The sequence below is a fragment of the Chitinophaga sp. YIM B06452 genome (genome assembly GCF_039655965.1).
Taxonomy (GTDB): Bacteria; Bacteroidota; Bacteroidia; order Chitinophagales; family Chitinophagaceae; genus Chitinophaga.
This window is the reverse complement of record NZ_JAWLKY010000002.1, coordinates 46,402-71,680: the sequence shown is the minus strand read 5'-3', so window position 1 is coordinate 71,680 and position 25,279 is coordinate 46,402. Positions and strand designations below refer to the sequence as shown.

Sequence of the window (25,279 nt, the reverse complement as noted above, 5' to 3'; positions counted from 1 at the left end):
GGCTCCCCAAACAGATTGCTACCTGCCGGGTTGACTCACGGAAACCACGCTTCGCGCGTGGTTTTATTTTTCAACGGTACGAAAGATCCTGAGCTTTTCCACTATATCCGCTTCTTTGAACGGCTTAAGCACGTAACCATCTATACCCGCGGCCATATAGGTTTCCAGGTCTTCCTTTACCACGTTCCCCGTGATCGCCAATATGGGCAGTGCGGACTTTTGCGGATCGCTGAGGCCGCGGATGCGTTTTGCCAGCGTCAGCCCGTCCATTTCAGGCATCTGTATGTCCGTCATCACCATATCGAATTCATTTTCCGAAAGCAGCTCCAGCGCTTCTATGCCGTTGCCGGCGGAAAGGAAGGGTATGTTCAGCCGGTCGAGGATCATTTCCAGCAGGCGGCGGTTGAGGTTGTTGTCGTCCACCACCAGGATGTGCGCCAGCCTGGGCTTCTGCTCATGAATGTCCTGTTGCTGTATGATGATCGTGTTGCTGGCGGTTTTGTAGGGAAGGCTGAAACGGAAGGTAGTGCCTTTGCCGGGGTAGCTTTCCACTTGCAGCCCGCTGCCGTGCAGCTCCACGATCTTGCGCACGATGGTAAGCCCAAGTCCGCTGCCCTCGTGCCTTCCGGAGGTTCCTCTCGCACCCGGCACCTGGGTGAATTCATCGAAAATATGCGGCAGGTGCTTCGGGTCTATGCCAATGCCGGTATCTGCAATGGAGATGCTCAGCGTTGATTTTCCATTCTGCACGAACAGGTCCGCCAATACTGTTACCGAACCTTCATCGGTGAACTTGATGGCGTTGCCGATGATGTTGAACAGTACCTGCTTCAGCCGGAAAGCATCGCCTTCCACCATGGTCTCCCGCGGGAAACGGATGTCGGTGGTCAGTTGCAGCTTTTTCCTTGCCGCCTGGATGTGCATGCCTTTCACGGTGTCTTCTATGGCTTTGCGCGGCGAGAATGCAAAAGTGTCCAGCGCGAACTTACCCTGCTCCAGCGCGGAAAAATCCAGCACGTTGTTCACGATAGAAAGCAGCACGCCCGCGGACAGATTGATGGCGTCCATGATCTCTTCCTGCTCGGGGTTCATGTTCGTTTTGGCCATTTGTTCGGAAAAGCCGATCACCGAGTTTAGCGGCGTCCTGATCTCATGGCTCATGCTGGCCACGAAATCGCTTTTGAGCCTGGAATATTTTTCCGCGGTCTGTTTGGCCTTTTGCAATTGCAGGCCCTTACGGTAGTCGAACCAGAGCAGGAAAAGGATGAGGATGGTGAGCAGGCTGATGAGCCAGACGCCGCGCAGGGTGGCTTTGTCTTTCCCAGCCAGCATTTGCCCGATATCCGCCGCGATCGCCTGCTTTTTCTCCGCTGTAGCAGCCACTTCCTGGGCTTTGAGCGCGGTAAGGTCTTCCCGGAGGGTTTTCAGCAGGCGGTCGCTGGAGGCAACCATCTCCAGTTCGCGTTTATTGAGGTTCACCTGCCCCTGCGATATTTTTTTATAGAGGTCGTTGTAATAAGCGTGTATGCGTTCCATTTCGCGCCGGTAGCCGGGGCTTCGGCTGTCGATGGAATAGGTGGTCTTTACGATCTTCTTTGAAGAACCGGCAGTGTCCTGCTTCGGCTTTTTGTCTGCAATGGCGTCGGCCAGGCGGCCGAACAGCTTTTTTGACTTGGCCGCTTTTTTCCCGGGATCGATGGTGTCTGTCACCACGCGTTGGGAAAAGTTGAAGGAGGGGATGGCCTGGAACACGTTGTGCTGCGCGGCGGTATCCCAGCTGCCTTTATGGATCAGCAGCGAATCCATGCCCTGCTTGACGTGCATGAACATGGCGCTTTTTGTTTCCATGTCTTTCAGCATGCCGCCCATCTTCTGCTCGTGCCTGCGGCGGGCTTCGAGGGAATCGAGGTCTGCGGCCACCAGCTGCAGGGCTTTGCTGTAATTGTTAAAATGTTCGTTCTGGTAGGTGAGGGTGAAATACCGGAAATGGTTCTGGGCGGCATAGAGGGTGATAACGGCATGGTCTATCCATTCTATTTGCGCGCCTGCGGAGGAAAGCTGCTGTACGGCGTTCTCCAGCCTGGAAGAACGCTGCTGGCGAAGGTAAACGGTCAGCACAATGCTCACCAGCGTTATCACGAGAATGGCAATCAATAAATATCGTAGGAAGTGATTACGGCTGCTCATCGGGGAAGTTGAGCCCATCAGTTAACAATTTTTTGGTGTACTGGTTTCACGTTGATGATCAAATATACCGGAAATGCAGGACCTGCTGTGTTAACGAAGCGGCGGATAAATGTGAATCAATTGTTAATGAAAAAGAAAACGCCCGGCCTGTACAGCCGGACGTTTTCATGATAGTATTCTGCAAATATGTTGGTATCGCAACTCAATGGCCGCCTCTTCCTCCTCCGCTGCCGCCGCTGATCTGCATGCGGAAGTTGAGGATGTCGCGGTCGAAGAGGTAGAGGCCGCTTTTATCTTCACCGATCATCTCGAGTTTTTCGTTGAGGGTGCGCGCCAGTCTTTCTTCTTCTATCTGTTCTGATACATACCATTGCAGGAAGTTGTGGGTGGCGTAATCCTTTTCCTGCAGGGCCATATGCACCAGGTCGTTGATGCTTTCAGACACCTTGATCTCATGCGCGAGGAATTCTTCAAATACGCGTTTGATGGACTGGAAAGTGATGATCGGCTGGCCCAGGTGGGGAACGATACCGAAACCGCCGCGCTCATTCACGAACTTGATGAGCTTCAGCATGTGCACCCTTTCTTCGTCGGACTGTTTATAGAAAAACTCCGAAACGCCCTGGAGGCCGGGTTGAATGTCTGCCCAGGAGGCCATGGCAAGGTATGCCTGGGATGATGCGGCTTCCAGCCCGATTTGCGCGTTGAGCGCTTCCTGTATGGTTTTACTCAGCATAAATTAGATGTCTTTGAATCAAATTACGAATTATTTTGAAAGAATGCTTTAAAGGTTCAGGTGTTTGCTGCTCAGCGGCTCTTCAAAAAAGATGCCGGCCTGCCGGTCGAAGGTCTCGGTGTCGTCTGTCGTATAAAACTCCCTTGTGCCCCCGGTACTGCATTTAGCGGCCATTTCGGGGTGCCGCCGGAGATAGTCCGCTAGGCTCTTCGCGACAATAGCGCCTTGTGAAAGCAGGGTTATACCAGGCGGAAGGTGCTGCTGTATCTTATCTGCCAGTAAAGGGTAATGCGTGCAGCCCAGCACGATGGTGTCTATTTCCCCGCTTTGCACCATCAGCTTGCGGATGTATTCGTTGATGAAATAATCCGCGCCTTTGCTGTTGTGTTCATTATTCTCCACCAGGGGCACCCACATGGGGCAGGCCTGCTGGTATACGGTAAGGTCGGGAAAGAACTTTTCTATCTCGATAGGATAGCTCATGGAATTAACGGTGCCGGTGGTGCCAAAAATGCCTACCTGCCTGCTTTTGGAGTAATTGCCCACGATCTCGGTAGTGGGCCTGATAATGCCCAGCACGCGTTTTTCGGGGTCTATCCCCGGAAGGTCGTTCTGCTGGATGGTGCGCAACGCTTTGGCGGAAGCGGTGTTGCAGGCCAGCACCACCAGGTGGCAACCCATCCTGAAAAGATGCTGCACGCATTCGAGCGTGTAGTGGTACACGGTTTCGAAGGAGCGGATACCGTAAGGCGCGCGCCCGTTGTCGCCAAGATAGATGTAATCGTATTGCGGCAATTCCTTTATGATCTCCTTCAGCACGGTGAGCCCGCCATAACCTGAATCAAAAACCCCGATCGGTCCGGTCTTTTTACCCATGTGGCAAAAGTACTAATTTTTATCCCGCAACGGTTTGCGCTTTCGTGCTTTTCCCGGGCGAAATGAGCGGTTTTGTTTTCCATGGCTTTGAAGGATGCTTCCCAGGAACCTGCGTGGCTGGTACCGAAGTATATCCGTGACCGTGAGTAGTGCATCATGCGCAGTTTCGGCAAGCCCCTGAACGTTGAGGCTGTTATTTTGCAGGCGCCACCCGCCAGATGATGTTGGCCGCATCGTCCGTCACCAGCAGCGCGCCGTCTTTCGCCACGGCCACGCAAACAGGTCTTCCGTATACCTCGGACTTATCAATGTCCGAGATGAACCCCGTCAGGAAATCTTCCATTTTACCTGCAGGTTTCCCGTTGCTGAAAGGCACGTAACCCACTTTATAGCCGGATAATACGGAACGGTTCCAGGAGCCGCGCTGGCCGATGAATGCGCCGCCTTTATATTTTTCAGGAAATGTATTGCCGGTGTAGAACACAAGGCCGAGCGAAGCCGTATGCGAGCCCAGGCCGAGCTCGGGCACAATGGCCTTTGCCACGAGGTCGGGCTTTTTATCCGCGCCCTGTATGCGCGGGTCTTCATGTTGCCCGAAATAAGAATACGGCCACCCGTAAAAGCCGCCGCTCTGCACGCTGGTAAGATAATCCGGCACGAGGTCGTCTCCCAGCATATCACGTTCGTTCACCACGGTCCACAGGGTATTGGAACCGGGCGCCCAATCCATGCCCACCGGGTTCCGCAGGCCGGATGCGTATATTACTTCGCCCGTGCCGTCCGGGTTTACTTCGAGGATGTTGGCGCGGCGTATTTCATTGGCCATGCCATGCTCCGCCACATTGCTGCCGGAGCCGATGGCGATGTATATTTTTTTCCCGTCCCTGGATGCAATGATATTCCGCGTCCAGTGATTGTTATAGCCGCCAACAGGCAGAGCCAGGAGCTTTTTGCCAGGGTCTTTTATTTCTGTTGCGCCCGTGGTGTAAGGATATGCCATCAGCGCATCGGTGTTGGCCACGTAGAATTGATTGCCGAGCAGCAGCATGCCGAAGGGGGAGTTGAGGTTGCTCATGAAGATCTTCTGTTCGTCAGGAAGGCCGTCCCCATTGGTGTCGCGGAAGATGGTAATGCGGTCTGCGCTGGGGCTGCGGGGCTTTTTATTGGCTTCAGCTACGAGCACGTCGCCGTTAGGCAATACGTATATCCAGCGGGGATTTTTCAGGTCTTTGGCGAATTTCTGCACGGTGAAGCCGGGAGGCGCCTGCGGGGTCTTGCCTTCGGGCCAGCCCACCACGGCGGGATTATTCCGCACAGTATCCGTCGCGTAAGGAGCGGGGAGGCTGTCGCCCGCGGCTACTGCGGCAGGCGGGGTCATAGCCGTAGAATCTGTAGTTGTTTGTTTAGCTGCATTGTTGCAGGCGGCGAAAGCAACAATGGAAATGAACAGGGTTGGGAGTACGCGTTTCATAGTGCAGAACTGTTTGTAACGACAGTTTTCCCGCAATTATGCTGCCACAATTGCCTGCGGCCGCAATACAAACCTTGCTGCTGTTCAGCTATGCCAGCGCATCATACAGTATCTCCACCGGGTGCTGCGCCTTCGCTCCCGTGCCGTCTTTGATCTGGTGCCGGCAACTGGTGCCGGGAGCAGCTATCAGCGTGCCTTCCGCGGCATTGCGCACAGCGGGGAACAATACCAGTTCGCCGATCTTCATAGACACATCGTAGTGCTCTTTTTCATACCCGAAAGAACCGGCCATACCGCAGCATCCGGAAGGGATCACTTCCACGGAATGACCCTCGGGGAGGCTCAGTATCTTTTTGCTGTGAAGCACGCTGCTGAGGGCCTTTTGCTGGCAATGCCCGTGCAGCTTGATCTTCCTGTCTGCCGCTTTGAACATATCGCTGCGGATGTGCCCGAGGTCTGCTTCTATAGACAGGAACTCATCTATCATATACACATGCTTCGCGAGCTGTTTTGCAGTATCGCGCAGCCCTTCGCCCACGAGGTCAGGATATTCATCCCTGAAACCCAGGATGGCAGAGGGTTCTATGCCTACCAGCGGCGTTTCTTCGCTGATGAGACTGCTGAAAAGTTTTACGTTCTTTTCGGCGATCACTTTCGCTTTGCGCAGGAAACCCTTGGAGAGCAAAGCGCGCGCGCTTTCAGGGTGATCTACAGGTATCACTTCGTAACCCAGCCTGCGCAGGAGGTTCACGGCTTTGATGCCTACATGGGTGTCGTTGTAATTGGTGAACTCGTCGCAGAAGAGATACACTTTGCGGGACTGTGTTGCAGCCTGCGGGTTTTGCTTCAGCCAGCTGCGCAATGTTTTACGTTCCAGCGTAGGCATGGAGCGTTTTTCGGCGAAGCCGGAGAAACGTTTGATCAGCCGGCTGGACAGGTCGCCTTTTACAAGCCAGTTGTAAATGCCGGGCGCAATGGCGGCGAGGCTGGTCAGCATCCTGAAATTCGCGATCATCCAGGTGCGCATGCTCACGCCGTTGGCGTCGTAATAATGTTGCAAGAACTCCATCTTCATCTTCGCCACGTCTACGTTGGAGGGGCATTCAGACTTACAGCCCTTGCAGGCCAGGCAGAGGTCCAGCACCTCGTATATCTCTTTGGAATCGAATTTATTTTGTTTGGTGGAGTTGGTGAGCACTTCGCGCAGGATGTTCGCACGGGCGCGGGTCGTGTCTTTCTCGCTGCGGGTGGCCATGTAGCTGGGGCACATGGTGCCGCCGCTGAGATGCGTTTTGCGGCAGTCGCCGGAACCATTGCACTGTTCTGCATGCTGCAGGATGGTCTGGTGCGGGAAATGGAAAATGGTCTCCAGGTCCGGGGCTTTTTTGCCGGGCTCGTACCGCAGGTTGCTGTTCATAGACGGGGTGTCTACGATCTTGTGCGGGTTGAAGATATTCTCCGGGTCCCAGGTGTATTTCACCTGGCGCAGCAGCTGGTAGTTCTTCGGGCCTATCATCTGCTGGATGAATTCGCCGCGCAGGCGGCCGTCGCCATGTTCGCCGCTCAACGAACCGTTGTATTTTTTAACGAGGGTCGCTATTTCTTCGGCAATGGTGCGGAAAAGCTGGTTGCCTTCTGCTGTTTTGAGATTGATGATCGGGCGCAGGTGTATCTCCCCGCTGCCGGCGTGGGCATAGTGAACGGAGAACAGGTCGTATTTTTCGAGTATCTGGTTGAACTCGGCGATGTAGGCGGGAAGGTCTTCCACCGCCACCGCGGTGTCTTCGATCACGGGTACGGCCTTTTCGTCGCCGGGCAGGTTGCTGAGCAGGCCCAGCCCCGCTTTGCGCAGGGTCCAGATCTTTTTGGTATCGTCGCCGAAAAGGAGGGGGAAGTGGTAACCCAGCCCCGCGGCCTGCATGTCGGCCTTCAGCCTGTCTGCCACTTCAACGATCTCTTCACGGGTATTGCGCAGGAATTCTACGACGAGTATCGCGCCGGGATCGCCTTCTACGAAGAAGCGGTTCTTGCGCTGCTCGATATTGTCTTTGGTGCATTCGAGGATGAAATGGTCGATCAGCTCGCTGGCGCTGGGCTTGTACCGCATGGCGATGATGTTGGCCCGCAGCGATTCGTCGATGGTATTAAAATGCACGCACAGCAGCCCTGTTTCTTTGGGCGGCAGCGGCGAGATATTCAGTTTGATCTCGGTAAGGAAGGCAAGGGTGCCTTCGGAACCGGCTATCAGTTTACAGAAATTAAAATCTTCTTTCCCGGCGGTGAAGGGCGCGGTTTCCAGCAGCATGTCTATAGCATAGCCGGTATTGCGGCGCAGTATCTCCGGTTTGGGGAATTCTTTCCTTATTTCCTGCTGGTTGTCTGCATTGCCCAGCAGGGTGCGGATCTGCTTATACACGGCCGTTTCAAGCCTCCCGTCGGCCGCTTCGCATTTGGCATGGAATTCATCGGCTGTAAGGGCGCCGAAGCTGGCTTCGCTGCCGTCGCTGAGGATGGCGTTGACGGATAATAAATGCTCGCGGGTGCTGCCGTATACCACGGAATTGGAGCCGCAGGAGTTGTTCCCCACCATGCCGCCGATCATGGCGCGGTTGGCGGTGGAGGTCTCAGGCCCGAAATAAAAGCCGTGGGGGCGGAGGAAGAGGTTCAGCTCGTCGCGGATCACGCCGGGCTGCACGCGCACCCAATGTTCTTCGGTGTTGATCTCAAGGATGCGGGTGAATTTTTTGGAAACGTCCACGATAATGCCGTTCCCAACCACCTGGCCGGCCAGCGAAGTGCCCGCGGTGCGGGGTATCAGCGAGGTCTTATGTTCCCGGGCAAACCGGATGAGGGTTTTGATGTCGGATTCATTTTCAGGGATGGCTACCGCAAGGGGCATTTCCCGGTATGCGGAAGCGTCTGTGGCGTACAGGGTGCGCATGGTATCGTCCGTAAACAATTCGCCTTTCAGTTCCTGGCCTAGCTTTTCCAGCAATTCTCGCTTGATCATGAGGGCGAAAATAATACATTCATCAGACTGTTAAAATAGGCCCTAAAAGAGGGTATTTTCCCGGTGGATGTATGGTTTCCTGATCTTCAGGCCTGTAGCGGCTTCCAGCTTATCGCCGAGGTAAATGGCCATTTCCGGGACTGCCGTATCGTCGTGCATATGCATGAAAATATACGCGTCTTCCAGCCCGTTGGCCAGCCAGAAGGCCAGGCGGTTCACCCAATCGTCCGCCCGCTGGTAATCGGTCGGGTGAAGGCTGTTGCCTACAAAGCGGATCATGGCCCGGGGCACGGGCAAGTGCATGTGCACCACATCGCGGCGGCCGGCTGTATCGGTGATGATCAGCCCCACGCCCAGCTTGCGCAGGGCCTCGTAGAGGGCAGTGGCGTGATGGGGATCGGCAAACCAGTCCGGGTGGCGCAGCTCCACGAAAAAGCGGAGGTCGCGGGGCAGTGAGGCCAGGTAGGTGAACAGCAGGTCTTTCCGCGCCGGGCCAAAGCTTTCGCTCATCTGGATGAACACCGGGCCCAGCTTGCCTTCAAACGCCAGGATGCCTTCCAGGAATGCGTCTGTCTGGTCTTTTGCGTTCACCAGGTTGGAATAATGGCTGATACTCTGGGGCAGCTTGGGGCAGAAGCGGAAATCGGGGTTGCTGACCTTCTCCGCCCATCCGCGGATGGTTTCCGGCGGGTAGATCTTGTAGTGGGTGGCGTTCAGCTCCACGCTGTTGAAGTGTTTGGAATATTCCTGGAGAAAGTCCTTTTCTTTGGTGCCTTTTGGGAAAAACCCGCCCACCCAGTCTTTCCGGTTCCAGCTGGTAGCCCCGAGCCTGATAACAGGCTGCGCGGCGGGCTTGCCGGAAAGGGCGCCGCTGTTAAAAGCCGGCTCCGCGGGCAATTTGAAATCGATGTTGTTGAGAACGCTGAGGTCCTGCCGTCCGAACTGCATATTGCAATGTATCATTTTTTTGGAACAGGGTGGAAGCGGTGCATGCGGGAAGTCCTTCATGGCACGAAGAGCCCGTCATTGCGAGGAGCCGCAGAGCCAAAGCGGGGTGGGGCGACGAAGCAATCTCCCATATTGGATTGGCGTATTCCAGGCCATTGAAGAGATTGCTTCGTCGCGGCTCCCGCACAAATCCGCGCTCAGCTTCTCGCAATGACGGGCTCTTCTTCGCAATAACGGCTTTTTGGTAAATTTTACTGCTGATCCTTTGAATTCTGGCTTTATCGGTTTAAATTATATGCAGTATGGAAATATTACACGTCAGCGCGGAATGTTACCCGGCCGCCAAAGTAGGCGGCCTTGGAGATGTGGTAGGGGCTTTGCCCAAATACCAGTACCAGGCGGGGGCCATTGCCAAAGTGGTAATGCCCGCTTACCGCACGCCTTTCAGGGAAAACGGCCAGCACCAATTTGAGCTGGTGCACCAGGGCGGGTTGTGGCTTGGCCACGACTGGTACCACTTTAATGTCTGGAAAGAAAGCGCCAACACGCTTGGGTTCGACCTTTACCAGGTGGATATCCCCGGCCTGCTGGACACCGCCGGCGTTTACGGCTATTTCAACGATACCGAACGTTTCCTGGCCTTCCAGGTGGCGGTGCTGGACTGGCTCAACGAATGGCAGCACCTGCCGGATGTGATCCACTGCCACGACCATCACACCGGCCTGATCCCTTTCCTCGTTCAATACGGCTACAAATACAAACGCCTGAAAGATACTGCTACGGTGGTCACCATCCACAACGCTCAATACCAGGGCCAGTTCGGGTGGAACAAGTTATACCTCATCCCCTCGTTCGACCTGTGGAAGAGCGGCATGCTGGACTGGAACGGCGCCATCAACCCGCTGGCCGCGGCCATTAAGTGCTGCTGGCGTTTCAATACCGTGTCTCCCAGCTACATGGAAGAACTCTTCAGCAACGCCAACGGCCTGGAAGCCCTGCTGAGCACGGAACGTATGAAGGCAGGCGGCATTCTCAACGGTATAGACGACAAGGTGTGGAACCCCGCCAAAGATGCGATGATCCCTGCCCGTTACAGCCAGAAAGACGTCGCTAAAGGCAAGCTGGCCAACAAGCAGGCGCTTTGCGAAGCCTTCGGGTTGAGCCCTGAGCTTCCGCTGTTCGTATTCATCGGCCGGCTGGTGGGCGACAAAGGGGCGGACCTGCTGCCGGAGATCATCGGGCGGGCGCTGGCAGACCATCCCGGACAGCTTAATTTCCTGGTGCTGGGCAGCGGCGATGCGCACATCGAATGGATGCTGCAGCAAACGCGTGCATCCGCCAATGAACACTTCAACGTGTATATCGGTTATAACGAAACGCTCAGTCACCAGCTATACGCCGGTGCAGACTACCTGCTCATGCCATCACGCGTGGAGCCATGCGGCCTGAACCAGATGTACGCCATGCGGTACGGCACTATTCCCATCGTGCGCACCACGGGCGGACTGATAGACACAGTGACCGATTTCGGGGACGAGGGCGGCACCGGCATACGGTTTTTCCATGCATCAGCGGGCGACGTGCTGCACGCTATCGGCCGTGCGTTGGAACTGTCCGCCACGAAAACAAAATTTTCAAAGATCAGGAAGGCCGCCATGCAGCAGGACCATTCCTGGGATAAAGCAGCACAACAATACATCGATCTATACACCAGCCTAAAATAGTTTTACGTTATGTCTAATGCAGTGATCTCCATTATTCTTGGCGGCGGAGCCGGAACGAGGCTCTATCCCCTGACCCGCAGCCGCTCCAAGCCTGCTGTGCCCGTAGCAGGCAAATACCGCCTGGTAGATATCCCCATTTCAAACTGCCTCAACGCAGACCTGCACCGCATTTTCGTGCTTACGCAGTTCAACTCCGCCTCGCTGAACAAACATATCAAGAACACTTATCACTTCAGCCATTTCAGCAAGGCGTTCGTGGATATCCTGGCGGCAGAGCAAACGCCCGACAATCCCACCTGGTTCCAGGGAACGGCTGACGCCGTGCGGCAAACGCTGCGGCACCTGGAGAACTTCGAGTTCGAGTACGCGCTCATCCTTTCCGGTGATCAGCTGTACCAGATGGATTTCCGGGAGATGATCAAACATCATATCGACAAGGGGGCGGATATTTCCATTGCCACCATTCCCGTACACGCGCGCGAGGCCACGGAATTCGGTATCCTTAAAACGAACGAGGAGAGCTTTATTTCCGCTTTCATCGAGAAGCCAAAGAAGGAGCTGCTGCCGGACTGGAGCTCGGAGGTGAGCCCTGAAATGCAGCGGGAAGGGCGTATTTACCTCGCTTCCATGGGTATCTATATCTTCAACAAACAGCTTTTGTTTGACCTGCTGACCAACAGCCCTGAAGCGACGGATTTTGGCAAGGAGATCATCCCCAACAATATCGACAAACATAAAGTGCTCAGCTTCCAGTACGAAGGCTACTGGACGGACATCGGGAATATATCTTCCTTCTTTGAAGCCAACCTTGGCCTTACAGACGACATCCCGCAGTTCAATCTTTTCGACGATACAAAGACCATCTTCTCCCGCGCCCGCATGCTGCCGCCCGCGAAGATCTCCGGCACCACGCTGGAGAAGACCGTGATAGCGGACGGCTGCATCATCAACGCCAGCCGCCTGGAACGCTGCGTGGTGGGCATCCGCACGCGCATCGGCAAAGGCACTACCATCAGCAACAGTTACCTGATGGGGAACGATATCTACCAAACGCTGGATGAAATCAACAACGCACGCAGCAAAGGCCGGCCGCCCATCGGCATTGGCGACCGCTGTTATATCAACAATGCGATCATCGATAAAAACGCCTGCATCGGGAATGACGTACGTATTAACGGGGGCAGGCACCTGGAAGACGGGGATTTTGAAAAGTATACCGTGAAGGATGGCATTGTTGTTGTGAAGAAAGGTGCGGTACTGCCCGATGGCTTCCAGTGCCTGGAATGACCGGAGGGATCATCTGCATGATCATCGTCTAAAATCCTTGGTATATGAGAATTCCTATCGAGCGGCAAATGACTAAGATCACCCCGGATCTCAAACGGGTGGTAGCAAGGTTCTTTTTCAACGGCGACGCGCGCGCGAAAGGCATCATCCTGAAAGTGATGGAAATGTCGGAAGAAGATGTAGAAAAGGAACTGACCCCGCTGCTGCGTAATTTTTCCCGGCGTCACCGCAATATTACCCGCATTTTTGAAAGGCATGCAGAGAAGCTGAAGAATTTATTCACCGCATTAAAAATTGAATATGATGAGCTGAGCCAGCGGCGTAAGCTGCTGATCGGCTCATTTTTCACTAATGAATTCTCCATCGAATCGGCCGCGTTCTTCAATCCTTCCATCGTGGAAGATGTGGACCAGAGCGGGCTGGAAGAAGGAGAGAAACGCGTGGTGCTCAGCTTCAGGGCCGTGGGCGAAGGGCATGTAAGCTCCATCGTGTTCCGCCAGGCCATCATCAACCGCTTCAACGAAATCACCATTGTGCCGGCCGGTAATTATGTAGACGAGCCGGATATCATCCGCAACACCGTTTACCATAAGAATGTTTTTTTCCAGAACGCAGTATCCATCAAGCTGCCCGATTCCGTGATCCGCGATATCAGCAATGCCCTGCCGGATACCTTCGAATACGTGGCGCTCAAAAGGCTTATCCGCGATATGCAGCAGCGCTACCAGGTGGATCACCTGCTGAAACGCAACCTGGAAAGGCTTCTCTGGCTGGCGGATTCTTATTACGAGATCAATTTTTCACTCGATACCGATATTTCCGACCGCGTGATATTCCCTTATTCCGAAGCAGAAAGCCGCGGGATCGAAGACGCGCGTTTCGTGAAATACACCGGCGATACCAGCGGCGTTACCTACTACGCTACCTACACCGCGTTCGATGGGGTGACCATCCAGCCGAAGCTGCTGGCCACCCGCGATTTCTATCATTTCAAGATCATGCCGCTGTACGGCGAAGGCGCGCAGAACAAGAACCTCGCGCTGTTCCCGCGGAAGATCAATGGCAAATATGCGATGATGAGCCGCATCGACGGGATCAACAATTACATCATGTACTCGGATAAGATCAATATCTGGGAAAACCCCGAGATACTGCAAACGCCTAAATATCCCTGGGAGTTCGTGCAGATCGGCAACTGCGGCTCGCCGATAGAAACGCCGGAAGGCTGGCTGGTGATCACGCACGGCGTAGGCCCGATGCGCACGTATTGCCTGGGCGCCACGCTGCTGGACCTGGAGAACCCGAAGATCGAGATCGGCCGGCTGAAAGAACCGCTGGTAGTGCCTAATAAGGATGAAAGGGAAGGATATGTGCCGAATGTGCTCTACAGCTGCGGCTCGCTGATACATAATAACGAGCTGATCATTCCCTATGGTTTGTCAGACTATGCCTCTTCATTCGCTACTGTTCACTTAGAAGATTTATTGGAAAAGGTACGCGAAGGGTGAAAAAACGTCATTGCGCGTGAAATACCCGTCATTGCGAGAAGCAGCAGAGCCAACGCGGGAGGGGCGACGAAGCAATTTCCTGCATTGGATTAATATACATCATGTTAGGAGATTGCTTCGTCGCGTTTCCCGCCGCACCGAATTCCTTGCAGCTCCTCGCAATGACGGGCTCTTCTATGTAATGATGGGCTCATACTAGCGGTGACCGGCTCTTCCTGGTAATCACCAGTATTGAATGTCAACGTCGCAACGGCACATTCTCATACACCTTCACATAATCATCCACCATCTTCTGCATGCTGAACCGTGAAACGGCCCACTCACGGCATGTTTCCCGCTGTATGGTATGCAACTGCCCGACGAACGCTGCGGCTTCGCTGGTGTTCTTTGCGAGAAAGCCCGTCTTTTCATGGTTGATCAGCTCCGGCATGGAGCCCCTGTTGAAAGCGATCACTGGTGTGCCGCACATCATAGCTTCCGCAACGCTCAGCCCGAAGGGCTCATCAAAATGAATGGGATGCAATAAAGCCTTTGCATGACCCAGCAGCCGGTTGCGCTGCTCCGGCCCGGCTTGTCCCACAAACTGTACCTGCCCGCCATCTATCAGCGGCTCCACCTTTTCCCGGTAATACGCTTCATCCTGCACGATGCCCGCCATCACCAGCCGGTGGCCGGTTTGCTTTGCAATGTCTATCGCGTCGCGGGCGCCTTTGTCGGGGTGGATGCGGCCGAAGAACAGGAGATAATCTTCCGGCGTGTCCACGTAATCAAAACCCGCAGGCCCGACGCCGTTGTACACGGTGGCTGCATAACGCAGCTGCGGACTGCGGTCGGAGTGGCTGATAGACACGTAATGCCCGATGTCGTTGTATTTTTTATACACGGGGATGATGCGTGGGGAGGAGAAGCCATGGATAGTGGTCACCATCGGCGTGGGGATCAGCCTGGACCAGGTGAGCGGCAGGAAGTCGAAGTGATTGTGGATGATATCGAATTGGCCTGCCTGTTCCATCAGGTGGCTGATGTGCAGGCATTCCAGCACTTTGGCGTCCTGGCTGCGGTCTTCCTCGTAGCCTTTTTCACAGATGGATTCGAGCTTGCCTGCTGTCTGCGAATTGCCGGTGGCAAAGAGCGTAACGTCCCAACCCTTTGCCACCAGCCCTTCCGCGATATTGGAGGCCATTTGTTCCCACGGGCCGTAATGCACAGGCGGCGTGCGCCATGCAACGGGGGAGAGTACGGCGATCTTCATCTACGTTCAGCTGATTTTACTAACCATCCCGGTACTGGTCGTGATGATGGTGGTCTTGATATTTTTTTCCTGCCTGGGTATCATTTCGAGGCTCTTCAGCACGGCCAGGTGCGAAATGAAATAGGCCAGCGTGCTTTCTGCGCCCTGGTTGCGGTTTACACCGGCAGGCGAAAGCCCGTCGCAACAGCCATGTGTTTCATGGTCGTACAGCGGTATGCGCAGCGCGTTTTCGCCGAGGAACCAGTTGTAGCAGGTGAACATCTTTTGCAGGTAAGCACGGTTGCCGGTAACGGCATACGCCTGCTGGTAAAGCAATACCATTGCCATGGTCTCGATGGCCTGCTGGTCGAACAGCGGGCAGCTGCCGCCTTCGCAATGCCAGCCTTCGTTGCCCACCGGCGCAAAGTAGCCGCGGTGCATGGTGAGGTTTTCCAGGAAGGAAAGGCTTTCCAGCGCAATGGCCTGTATCTTTTCATTACCGGTGAGCCCGGCAACATGGAACAGCGCCAGCGGCAATATGCCGTTATCGTAGGTCATGCTCTTTTCAAACCATCGCCATTCATCCGTGCAGTTAGTTTCCCAGGCCGTTACCAGCGGTTGTACCAGGTTGTCCAGTACGGCAAACATCCCTTCGTCAGACGGGTGGTAGTGCAGGTAATGGCACACGCCGATAGCCGCGTTGGCGCGCCCGCGGAGGTATTCCAGGGCGGCGAAGTGCTGCGTCGATTTATGGAACAGCTCGGTGGCGAACTCGCGGTAGGAGTTGTTGGGCGCGCAACGCACGAGGTAACCCAAAGCCCATACGGTGCGGCCGAATGAATCTTCGGAACCTACTTCATCCAGGTACTGGCGGCTGAAACTGAGGAAGTTCCTGAAATTGCCGTCCGGCGTTTGCATGTAGTGGATGAAGCTGAGGTAGATCGGCAGCAGGTCCGGGTTGTCCTTGCTTTTGCGGTGCGGCTGCACCATGAGCATCATCATCAGCGCGCGGGCGTTATCGTCCAGGCAATAACCTTCCTTCAGGTTGGGGATGCCGTATTTGGCGTGCTGGACGATGCCGGTGTCGTCCGTCAAACGCCGTATATGCGTGAGGTTTAGCGGCGGCAGGTATGATGCGTCCGGGAGGGGGCGGTTGTTGACGGCCGCGGGCCTCGGCGTGCTCAGTATCTTACGGGCCAGCTGGCGGTAACGCGCGCCCATCCTGCTCCATTGCAGCTCGCGGCCATATTCGCTGGCGCGGGAACGCAGTGCCTCCAGCGCTTCAGGATCGTCCAGCAGGTTGCGGATGAGCTGGCCTAGTTCTTCGTGCTGCGAAAAACCAAACAGCTGGCCGCGGCCGTCTTCCAGCAATTCTTTCGCATACCAGTATGGCGTGGAAAGAACAGCGGCACCTGCACCCAGTGCATAAGTGAGTGTGCCGCTGGTGATCTGGGTTTCACTAAGATATGGGGTAACGTAAATGTCGCTGTGGGTGAGATAGGCAAACAGGTCGTCTTCCGTCAGGAACTTATCCACGAACAGCACATGATCTTCCAGCTTCAGCTGTGATACCAATGCATGAAGGCTTTCCCGGTATTCTTCGCCCGCATGCCGCAGCACGGCGGGATGCGTTTTCCCGGCCACTACATACAAGATGTCCGGGTGCTCGCTGATCACGGAAGGCAATGCCCTGATAACTGTTTCAATGCCCTTGTTCCTGCTCAGCAGGCCGAAAGTGAATATCACCCTGCGGTGGCGGAGCACTTCGGGCAATATGTCGGAGCGGATAGACAGTTTTTCGAAATCGGGCACGCCGTGGGGGATCAGCATCATTTTATCCGCGGGCACTTCATAAATATCTTCAAGGAAAGAAATGGCCAGCCTGCTCATCACGATCACCCGCGATGCATGGCGCGCAATTTCCCTTACCACGCTCTTCTGCATGAAGGACGGCTCTTTCAGCACGGTATGGAACGTAACGATGTAAGGCACTTTGATCTGGTGGAGGAAAGGAAGAAGGTATGCGCCGCTTTCCCCGCCGAATATGCCGAACTCATGCTGCACCACTACCAGGTCCACATCGCTGCTGTTCACATGCGCGGCGGCGTCCAGGTAATCTTCCATATGGTTCTGCCTGATGGTAAAGGTCACTTCGGGCGGGTAATCGTAGACCTGCCCTTCGTCGTTCATGGCAATGACGGATACTTCGGGCACATCGTCCGTATCTCGGCAAACTGCCTTTATCAAATGCTCGGTAAACGTAGCAATTCCACACTCCCGGGGAAAATACGAGGCTATATACGCAATCTTCATAAGATGTAATTTTTCTGTTTATCTGGTATTCCAGGGTGGGTATAGGGTGAAGGATATGAACATCCGGAGGACATTAATCATTTGCAAATCTGGTGCCGTTGAAAATTGTGGAAATGATGTGACAGGCATGGGCGGTCAGCCCTATGAATTGTGATAAATGGTAATATCAGCAGGAGGGAATAATTGTAGTTTCGAGTTATCTTCGTGTCCTCAAAATAAGAACAGGTGACTCAACAGATATTGCCAGCAGTGAATTATCATACTTTGCCTTTTGCCGCCACCGGTTACTGCAGCCCGCTGATAGCGGATTTTCTTGCAGGGCGCGCGCCATTGAGCAATTTCTACGAATATAGCCCTATTAATCCGGACTTCCATAAAGCAATGTTGTTAAAAGCCGCGCAGCCGTTGCGGAGGGACATATTGGCAGAAGCCCTGTACGCGCAATACCGTCACATAGAGCTGCGGGAGGAAGTGCGTGCCAATATAGGGCTGTTGCAGGCCACTAACACGTTCACGATCTGTACCGCGCATCAGCCGAATATTTTCACAGGGTACCTGTACTTCGTGTACAAAATACTGCAAACTGTCAAACTAGCACAGGAGCTGCAGCGCAAATACCCGAAGAACCATTTTGTGCCGGTGTATTACATGGGCAGCGAGGATGCAGACCTGGAAGAGCTGGGCTCCATCAACCTGGAAGGCCGCAAACTGACCTGGGAAACGGACCAGACGGGCGCTGTGGGCCGCATGACCACGGCGGGCCTGGAAAAGCTGATCGAAGAAATTGAAGGCGTAACGGGCTATATGCCGCATGCGCCGCTGCTGCTGGAGATCCTGCGCAAGGCTTACCTGGAGCATGCAACCATGCAGGAGGCCACCCTGTACCTGGTGAATGAGCTTTTCGGCTGTTATGGCGTGGTAGTGCTCATTCCGGACAACCCGGCCTTCAAACAACAGCTGATCCCCATAATGGAAGAAGAGCTGCGCGAGCAAAGTTCCGAGGCTATCGTCGGCAAAACCATTGAAAAGTTGGCGGAACATTATAAAGTGCAGGCAACGCCACGGGAAATAAATCTTTTTTATTTAAAGGATAATATCCGCGAACGCATTGTAAAAGAGGGAGATGTGTGGAAGATATTACACACTTCGTTGTCTTTCACCTGGGACGAATTGCGGGCCGAGCTGCATGCCCACCCGGAGCGTTTCAGCCCCAATGTGATCCTCCGCGGCATCCTCCAGGAAACGATCCTGCCCAATATCGCATTTATCGGCGGCGGGGGAGAAGTGGCGTACTGGCTGGAGCTGAGAGACCTTTTCAAACATCACAAAGTGCCTTACCCGGTAGTGCTGCTGCGCAATTCTTTCCTGTGGATCAGGAGGGAGGAGAACAACCGTCTCAAAAAGCTGGGGATCGCGCCGGAAGCGCTTTTCGAAGATACGCAGCTGCTGGTGAACCGCTTTGTGCATGAGCATACCAACGCCGCCCTTGTGCTGCGGGAAGAATATGCGGCGGTGGAAAAGCTCTACAACGAGCTGGAAGAAAAAGCACGCGCCATAGACGTTACCCTGGCAGATGCTGTGAACGCGGAGCGCACCCGCGCCATCAAATCCATCGGCAAGCTGGAGCACAAGTTCCTGCGGGCGGAGAAGAAAAAATTCCAGTGGCAGACGGACCAGATCAGGCATATCAAAGACCGCCTGTTTCCCGCCAATTCGCTGCAGGAGCGCAAGGAAAACTTCATTCCCTATTTCGCCCAGTACGGGCCTTCTTACTTCGATGATATCTTAAGGGCCATCAACCCGGTAACGGACCAGCTGATGATCATTTCAGAGCTGTAGGCTGCGGCTTAGCTGTTGATGATCTCCGCGCCATGCACGGCCGCCTTTTTCATGTCTTTGAGAACGGTGAACAGTGCCTGGAACTGGTCGCGCACGTGTTTTATTTCCAGCATTTCCTCTCTTTCCTGCGTATGGCCCTGCCCCTGGTTGATCTGCTCCTGGCGCAGTTTCAGCAGGTGCTCCAGCCTGTCTTCCAGGCTGTGGAACGCCGCGGGCGTTTCGGGGTCGGGCATCCGGGCGCCTACATTCACGTATTGCTCTATCTGGTCCATAATGGTAAGCAGGAACAACAGGATGTCCTTATACTCCGGCCGCTTGTATTTCAGCCGGTGCTGCAGGGCATAGGCGCTCAGCTGCGCGATATGTGAGCCGAGCGAATGGCTCAGCACCACGAAGTGATACAGCTCGGAACCGTGTTTCTGCTTGCTCCTGGGCTCGCTGAGCATGCGCTGGAAGGCCGCGGTGAGGTTGGCCGTGGTTACATGCACGTCCTTCCGCGCGAGCTTATAGGCAATGAGGCTGAAAGGCCTGTCTGTATACAGGTTCATCACCTGCGTGAGGTATTGTTTGTTGGAAGAGATGGTCTTCACCATGTAATCCGGCAGGAAACGGAACTCCCAGCTGGGCCAGAAGATGTAGTTGAATGCAAAGGCGATGCCCCCGCCGATCACGGTATCCAGTACCCGCTGCGTTACGTTCTGGAAATCCGCCGGGTGCAGGAAATGCAGCAGGAACACGATGAACGGCGTCATGAACACCACGCTGGTGATGTAATGGTACGTCTGGAAGCTGTAAGCGCCCAGGATGCAGATGAGCATGATGATGAAGATCACCGTATTGTCTTTTGTAAGCCACAGGATGCCCGCGGCAAAGAAGGCCCCGATGAGCGTGCCCACGATGCGCTGGTAGCTCCGCATCTTGGTAAGGCTGAAGCCGGGTTTCATGATCACGACGATGGTCAGCAGTATCCAGTAGGTACGGCTCAGGTGCAAGGCCTGCCCCAGCAGGAAACCCGCCATCATGGCCAATGCGGTGCGGACGCCGTGGCGGAAGATGTGGGAGTCGAACGTGAGGTTGTTCATGAACGTGGTGAGGTCGTATTGCTGGCGGGTGGTGAATTTACTTAGCTCCAGCTGGTGATCAAAACTCGCGTCCTTCACGCGTTCCAGCCGGGTGAGGCGGTGCATGTTGTACACACGCTGGGCAATATGCTGCAGGTTGTCGAAAATGCTTTCGAAATGAATAAGGTCGGCGCGTTCCTTCAGCGTAGGCAGCGCAGCCTGGTAGGTTTTGAAGGCGCGTTTGCTTTTTTCCAGTTCCAGCTTCAGGTTCACGATAGGCAGGGAGCGCTGGCCGGCGCTCACGGCAATGCCGATATTGTCCAGCTCTTCGGCGAACCGCAGAATGGTATGATGGAGTTCCGTGATCACGGGTGTGCCGGCAAAACGTTTCTGCAGGCTGGTATAGTCGATCTGCGAGGCCATGATCTGCTCGTGCATGTCTACCAGGTCCAGGAAAATAAGCACCATGCTTTTGCTGATGCTGGTGGTGCCTTGCTGGGCGGAGCGCATTTTGAGCAGCAGTTCGCGCACGGCTTCCTGTTTTTCGTTGACGATCACCTGCTGGGCCAGCACTTCCCGGTAGGTATCGGTAATGTCCTGCTCGGGCCGGTAAAAGTTGGCGCGCAGGCGCAGGTATTTGGCGGTTTGCTGGATACAGTCGCCCAGCGTCTGCTGCACGGTAAGGTACGGTCTCACCTGCCAGAGCAATAGCGCCAGCAGGGCATACCAGATACTGCCACTGAGGATGAGGAAACTGACGGGGATGGCCTCGCGCCAGGTATAGGATTCCGCCATCACGCTGACCATTACGAGCAGGCAGCCCAGGCCGATGTTCGCCCCGCGGTTGCCGTAAATGAGCAGCATGCTGTATAAAAAGCTGCAAATGCCCACCCAGACGGTAAGCGCAGGCCAGAGATGCAGCAGCAGGCCGGTGCCCAGGGCGGTGATGAAAATCAAAATGGTACTGATGATCAGGCCGTTCCGCTTATGGATGATGGTGCCCGGCACGTCTGCCAGCGCAGTGCAGAGGGCGCCCAGCGAAATGGAGATCCCGGTTTCCAGGTGGCCGATGGCGGCGAAAATAACGGAGGGGACAACAACACTCAGCGTGGTGCGAAGCCCGTTGCTGAAATGATAACTGAAAATAAAGGCTTTCGCTTCTTTGGTCCAACGTTCTTGCATTGCGGCAAAATTACAAATATCAGGCTGTATTTATAAGAGGCGGGTTTAATGCATATATCATTCACATTCCTCTCATTTTCAGTAAGATACTATATGCTGTTGATAATTATGGTGTATAAATTATCCCCAGGTGTGTATAAATAATGTCTGTTATTTCTGAGCAGGGAACTAAATTACCGGTAGTTGCCATATCGTGAAAACCGCTGGCCCCATTCACCGCCCATTCCGGATGCGGGAATCAGCAGAATTCGACTATCTTTGGCGGCCAAATCATTCATTCGTAATCCGAGAAATGTGCGTTTAAAAACACTAGAGATCAAAGGTTTTAAAAGTTTTGCGGACAAGACCGTGCTGCACTTCGATGAAGGGGTGACAGGCGTAATTGGCCCCAATGGCTGTGGAAAAAGCAATATCATCGATTCTATCCGCTGGGTGATAGGCGAGCACAAGATCAGCAACCTGCGTTCTGAGAACCAGGCTGGGCTTGTGTTCAACGGTTCCCGTACCCGTTCCGCCAGCGGCATGGCCGAAGTGAGCCTTACCTTCGAGAATACCAAGAATGTACTTCCCACCGAGTTCACCACGGTTACGATTACACGGAAATTCTACAAGAACGGCGACAGCGAATACCGGCTGAACGACGTAGCCTGTCGCCTCAAGGATATCCACAACCTCTTCCTGGATACCGGCGTAAGCACGGATTCCTACGCCATCATCGAGCTGGGGATGGTAGACGATATCATCAAAGACAAAGAGAACTCCCGCCGCCGTATGCTGGAACAGGCTGCGGGCATTTCCATCTATAAAACGCGGAAAAAAGAAGCCAAATCGAAGCTGGACGCTACCGAAGGCGACCTGAACCGCATCGAGGACCTTCTTTTCGAGATCAATAACAACCTCAAGACCCTGGAAAGCCAGGCGAAAAAGGCCGAGCGTTATTACGAGATCAAAAAGGAATACAAAGAAGCCAGCATCGAGCTCGCCAAAGCCGCGCTGGAAGGGTTTAACATCACCTTCCGCGACCTTACCGAGCAGCAGCAGCAGGAAACTGACCGCAAAATGGCCCTGGAAGCGGAGATCAGCACAGACGAAGCGGCCGTGGAGCAGGATAAGCTGCACTTCGTGGCCAAAGAGCGCGAGCTGCAGGTAATGCAACGTTCCTTCAACGAGCTCGTTTCCACCATCCGCACCAAGGAAAACGATAAGAACCTCGCCACCCAGCAGCTCACGTACCTGCGCGAACGGGAAAAAAGCCTGACGGACTTCCTGGGCAGCGCCGAAGGCACCGTGGCCGGCCTCACCGAATCCATCGCCTTCACCGAAACGCAGGTCGCAGACGAGCAGGAGGTGTTCGATTCCATGCAGGACGAACTGGAAACCCTCCACGAAATGGTGGATGAGAAAAAACATCACTTCGCCGATAAGAAACAGGCCCTCGAAAATTTCCGCAAAGACCAGCAGCAATGGCAGCGCCAGCAGTTCGAAGCAGAAAAAAAAGTGGCCGTAGCCGATACCTCCGTGCAGAACCTCCAGCGCGGCATCCAGCAATTGCAGGAAGAAAAGGCCAACCGCCAGGTGCAGATCCAGCAGCTGGAAGAAGAAAAAGCCACCCTCCAGGAAACGCTGGAAAACACGAAGGAAGAACTGGCAGACATGGTGCAGTTCCAGGAAGAGACCAAAGGCAAGATACTCGCCACACAGGGAGAGATCGAAGGCCTGCGCGACAAACTGGTAGATGAAAACCGTTCCCTCGATTCCAAAAAGAACGAGTACGACCTGCTGAAATCGCTGGTAGACAGCCTGGAAGGTTATCCCGAGAGCATCAAGTTCCTCAAGAAGAACAGCGACTGGAACAACAAAGCGCCCATCCTCAGCGATATATTTTTCTGTAAGGAAGCTTACCGCACCTGTATAGAGAACCTCCTCGAACCGTACCTGAACTATTACGTGGTGAACAACGCGGAAGAGGCCATCACGGCCATCCGCCTGCTGGACCTGCATAAGAAGGGCAAAGCCAACTTCTTTATCCTGGACCAGTTCAACCACCAGGCAGGCAACCTGTTCACCCCGCCCGGCACCATCCCGGCGCTGGATGTGGTGGAGATAGACGAGAAGTACAAAGGCCTGGGCAATTACCTGCTGGGTAAAGTGTTCATCGCCGAAGACCTGACCGCCATCAATTTTGCGGAATTGCCCGAGCAGGACGTGCTCATCACCGAGCAATCCGGCCGCATGCACCGTGGCAAATACAGCATGAACGGCGGTTCCGTAGGACTGTTCGAAGGCAAGAAGCTGGGCCGCGCCAAGAACCTGGAAAAGCTGGACGCAGAGATCCGCGTGCTGGAAACCAACGTGGCCGACCTGAAAGCGCGCCTCCAGGCCAAGCACGACGAAGTGCTGGGCTACAACAGCCAGCTGAACGAAAACAAGATCAACGCCACCCGCGAAAAGGTGAACCAGCTGAACAACCAGCTGTTCGGCCTGCAGAACCGCATCGAGAACTTCCACCACCTCATCGAGACCGGCAACAAACGCCTCGCTGAAATGGAAGCCTTACTCGCGGCGAACGAGCAAAGTATTTCCAGCGTGCGCGATGAGCTGGACAGCCTCAACGACCGTGTGCACCAGCTGCACGACAGCATCCTGGAGGCCGACCGCGCCGCGCAGGAAGCCGAGCAGCAATTCAACCAGGCCAATATCCAGTTCAACAACCAGAACCTCCAGCACACCCGCCAGCAGAGCAAAGTGCAGGGGCTGAAGCAGGAACTGGATTTCAAACGCAAGCAACTCAGCGACCTGCACGCGCAGGTGATCAGCAATAAAGCCCAGCTCGAAGACACGGCCGGCAACATCGCCGCCGCGGAAGACCGGCTCACCCAGTCGGAAGACGGCCTGGTGGAACTGTTCCGCCGCCGTGAAGAAGAAGAGAAAGGGCTGAATGAAAAAGACCAGGAATACTACAATTTCCGCAACCATCTCCAGGAACTGGAAAGCGCCCTGCGCAGCAAGCAGAAAACGCGGGATATGCTTGACCAGAACCTGAACCAGATCAAGGATAAAGTGAACGAGCTGAAGCTGCAGCTGGCTTCCATGAAAGAAAGGCTCAGCGTAGAATTCAAAGTGAACCTGGACGAGATACTGGACGAAGAGCGCACCGGCACCGCTGCGCTGGAAGACCTGCAAAGCAACGCCGAAAGGCTGAAGAAACGCCTGGAAAACATGGGCGAGATCAACCCCACGGCCATTGAGGCTTATACCGAAATGAAAAAGCGGTACGAGTTCATCCTTGAGCAGAAGAACGACCTGGTGAACGCGAAGGAATCCCTGCTGGCCACCATCCAGGAAGTGGAATCCACCGCCAACCAGAAATTCCTGGACACTTTCAACCAGGTGAAGGAAAACTTCATCCGCGTGTTCAAAGCCCTGTTTACCGAAGAAGACCAGTGCGATATGATCCTGAACGACCCGTCTAACCTGGCGGATACCGGCATTGAGATCATCGCCAAGCCGAAGGGTAAGCGTCCTGCGGCCATCACGCAGCTGTCTGGCGGTGAAAAAACGCTGACGGCCACCGCGCTGCTGTTCGCCATTTACCTGATCAAACCCGCGCCGTTTTGTATCCTCGATGAGGTGGACGCGCCGCTGGACGATGCGAACGTGGGCAAATTCACCAATATGATCCGCAAGTTCTCCGACAATTCACAGTTCATCATCGTGACCCACAACAAACAAACGATGGCGGCCGTGGATGTGATCTACGGGGTGACCATGCAGGAGCCGGGCGTCAGCAAGCTGGTGCCGGTGGATTTCAGGAGTTTGAATTAAACGTATTATCTACATACAGCAAAGCCGGCAGGTATACCTGCCGGCTTTTTTTTATGCAAAGGGCTGTCATTGCGAGAAAGA

Annotated in this window: 14 protein-coding genes; 5 read left to right on the top strand and 9 right to left on the bottom strand. The window is 54.6% G+C overall.

Going from position 1 to position 25,279, the window contains the following annotated elements; all coding sequences use genetic code 11:
* Positions 1 to 63: 63 nt before the first annotated feature.
* From R3I13_RS09950 to R3I13_RS09925, 6 genes are all read right to left on the bottom strand, one after another.
* The gene (locus R3I13_RS09950; protein WP_346317791.1) at positions 64 to 2,205 is read right to left on the bottom strand and encodes an ATP-binding protein; all 2,142 of its coding nucleotides are present in this window, start codon (positions 2,203 to 2,205) and stop codon (positions 64 to 66) included.
* A 184-nt stretch (positions 2,206 to 2,389) separates the two neighbouring features.
* Positions 2,390 to 2,923, bottom strand: coding sequence for a ferritin (locus R3I13_RS09945; RefSeq protein WP_346317790.1), 534 nt, complete (start codon positions 2,921 to 2,923; stop codon positions 2,390 to 2,392).
* Positions 2,924 to 2,971: 48 nt separating this feature from the next.
* The gene (murI, locus tag R3I13_RS09940; RefSeq protein WP_346317789.1) at positions 2,972 to 3,799 is read right to left on the bottom strand and encodes a glutamate racemase; all 828 of its coding nucleotides are present in this window, start codon (positions 3,797 to 3,799) and stop codon (positions 2,972 to 2,974) included.
* Between the two features lie 193 nt (positions 3,800 to 3,992).
* Positions 3,993 to 5,270: a sorbosone dehydrogenase family protein gene (locus tag R3I13_RS09935; protein WP_346317788.1), complete on the bottom strand. Its 1,278-nt coding sequence runs from the start codon at positions 5,268 to 5,270 to the stop codon at positions 3,993 to 3,995.
* 88 nt (positions 5,271 to 5,358) lie between these two features.
* Positions 5,359 to 8,280 (bottom strand): FAD-linked oxidase C-terminal domain-containing protein, encoded by a 2,922-nt coding sequence (locus R3I13_RS09930; RefSeq protein ID WP_346317787.1) that lies wholly within the window; start codon positions 8,278 to 8,280, stop codon positions 5,359 to 5,361.
* A 42-nt stretch (positions 8,281 to 8,322) separates the two neighbouring features.
* On the bottom strand, positions 8,323 to 9,228 hold the full coding sequence (locus R3I13_RS09925; protein ID WP_346317786.1) for a DUF72 domain-containing protein: 906 nt from the start codon (positions 9,226 to 9,228) through the stop codon (positions 8,323 to 8,325).
* A 302-nt stretch (positions 9,229 to 9,530) separates the two neighbouring features.
* Here R3I13_RS09925 and R3I13_RS09920 point away from each other — a divergent pair, with 302 nt between their 5' ends.
* The 3 genes from R3I13_RS09920 to R3I13_RS09910 are packed head-to-tail and all read left to right on the top strand — an operon-like array spanning position 9,531 to position 13,747.
* Entirely contained in the window at positions 9,531 to 10,952 is a 1,422-nt protein-coding gene (locus R3I13_RS09920) for a glycogen synthase (protein WP_346317785.1), read from the top strand.
* A gap of 9 nt (positions 10,953 to 10,961) precedes the next feature.
* Positions 10,962 to 12,239 carry a glucose-1-phosphate adenylyltransferase gene (locus tag R3I13_RS09915; protein WP_346317784.1) on the top strand — a complete coding sequence of 426 codons (1,278 nt, stop codon included), beginning with the start codon at positions 10,962 to 10,964 and terminating at the stop codon, positions 12,237 to 12,239.
* 44 nt (positions 12,240 to 12,283) lie between these two features.
* Entirely contained in the window at positions 12,284 to 13,747 is a 1,464-nt protein-coding gene (locus tag R3I13_RS09910; protein ID WP_346317783.1) for a glycoside hydrolase family 130 protein, read from the top strand.
* A 238-nt stretch (positions 13,748 to 13,985) separates the two neighbouring features.
* Here the strand turns inward: R3I13_RS09910 and R3I13_RS09905 are convergent, their stop codons facing one another.
* Together R3I13_RS09905 and R3I13_RS09900 are read right to left on the bottom strand one after the other, a co-directional pair.
* Positions 13,986 to 14,999: a glycosyltransferase family 4 protein gene (locus R3I13_RS09905; RefSeq protein WP_346317782.1), complete on the bottom strand. Its 1,014-nt coding sequence runs from the start codon at positions 14,997 to 14,999 to the stop codon at positions 13,986 to 13,988.
* Positions 15,000 to 15,005: 6 nt separating this feature from the next.
* Positions 15,006 to 17,291 (bottom strand): glycosyltransferase, encoded by a 2,286-nt coding sequence (locus R3I13_RS09900; protein WP_346317781.1) that lies wholly within the window; start codon positions 17,289 to 17,291, stop codon positions 15,006 to 15,008.
* A gap of 225 nt (positions 17,292 to 17,516) precedes the next feature.
* Here R3I13_RS09900 and bshC point away from each other — a divergent pair, with 225 nt between their 5' ends.
* Positions 17,517 to 19,130 carry a bacillithiol biosynthesis cysteine-adding enzyme BshC gene (gene bshC / locus R3I13_RS09895; protein ID WP_346317780.1) on the top strand — a complete coding sequence of 538 codons (1,614 nt, stop codon included), beginning with the start codon at positions 17,517 to 17,519 and terminating at the stop codon, positions 19,128 to 19,130.
* 8 nt (positions 19,131 to 19,138) lie between these two features.
* On the opposite strand, the gene R3I13_RS09890 is transcribed toward bshC, so the two are convergent.
* On the bottom strand, positions 19,139 to 21,373 hold the full coding sequence (locus R3I13_RS09890; protein ID WP_346317779.1) for an FUSC family membrane protein: 2,235 nt from the start codon (positions 21,371 to 21,373) through the stop codon (positions 19,139 to 19,141).
* Positions 21,374 to 21,667: 294 nt separating this feature from the next.
* On the opposite strand from R3I13_RS09890, the gene smc reads away from it, so the two are divergent.
* Entirely contained in the window at positions 21,668 to 25,198 is a 3,531-nt protein-coding gene (smc, locus tag R3I13_RS09885; protein ID WP_346317778.1) for a chromosome segregation protein SMC, read from the top strand.
* The last annotated feature ends 81 nt before the right edge of the window (positions 25,199 to 25,279 follow it).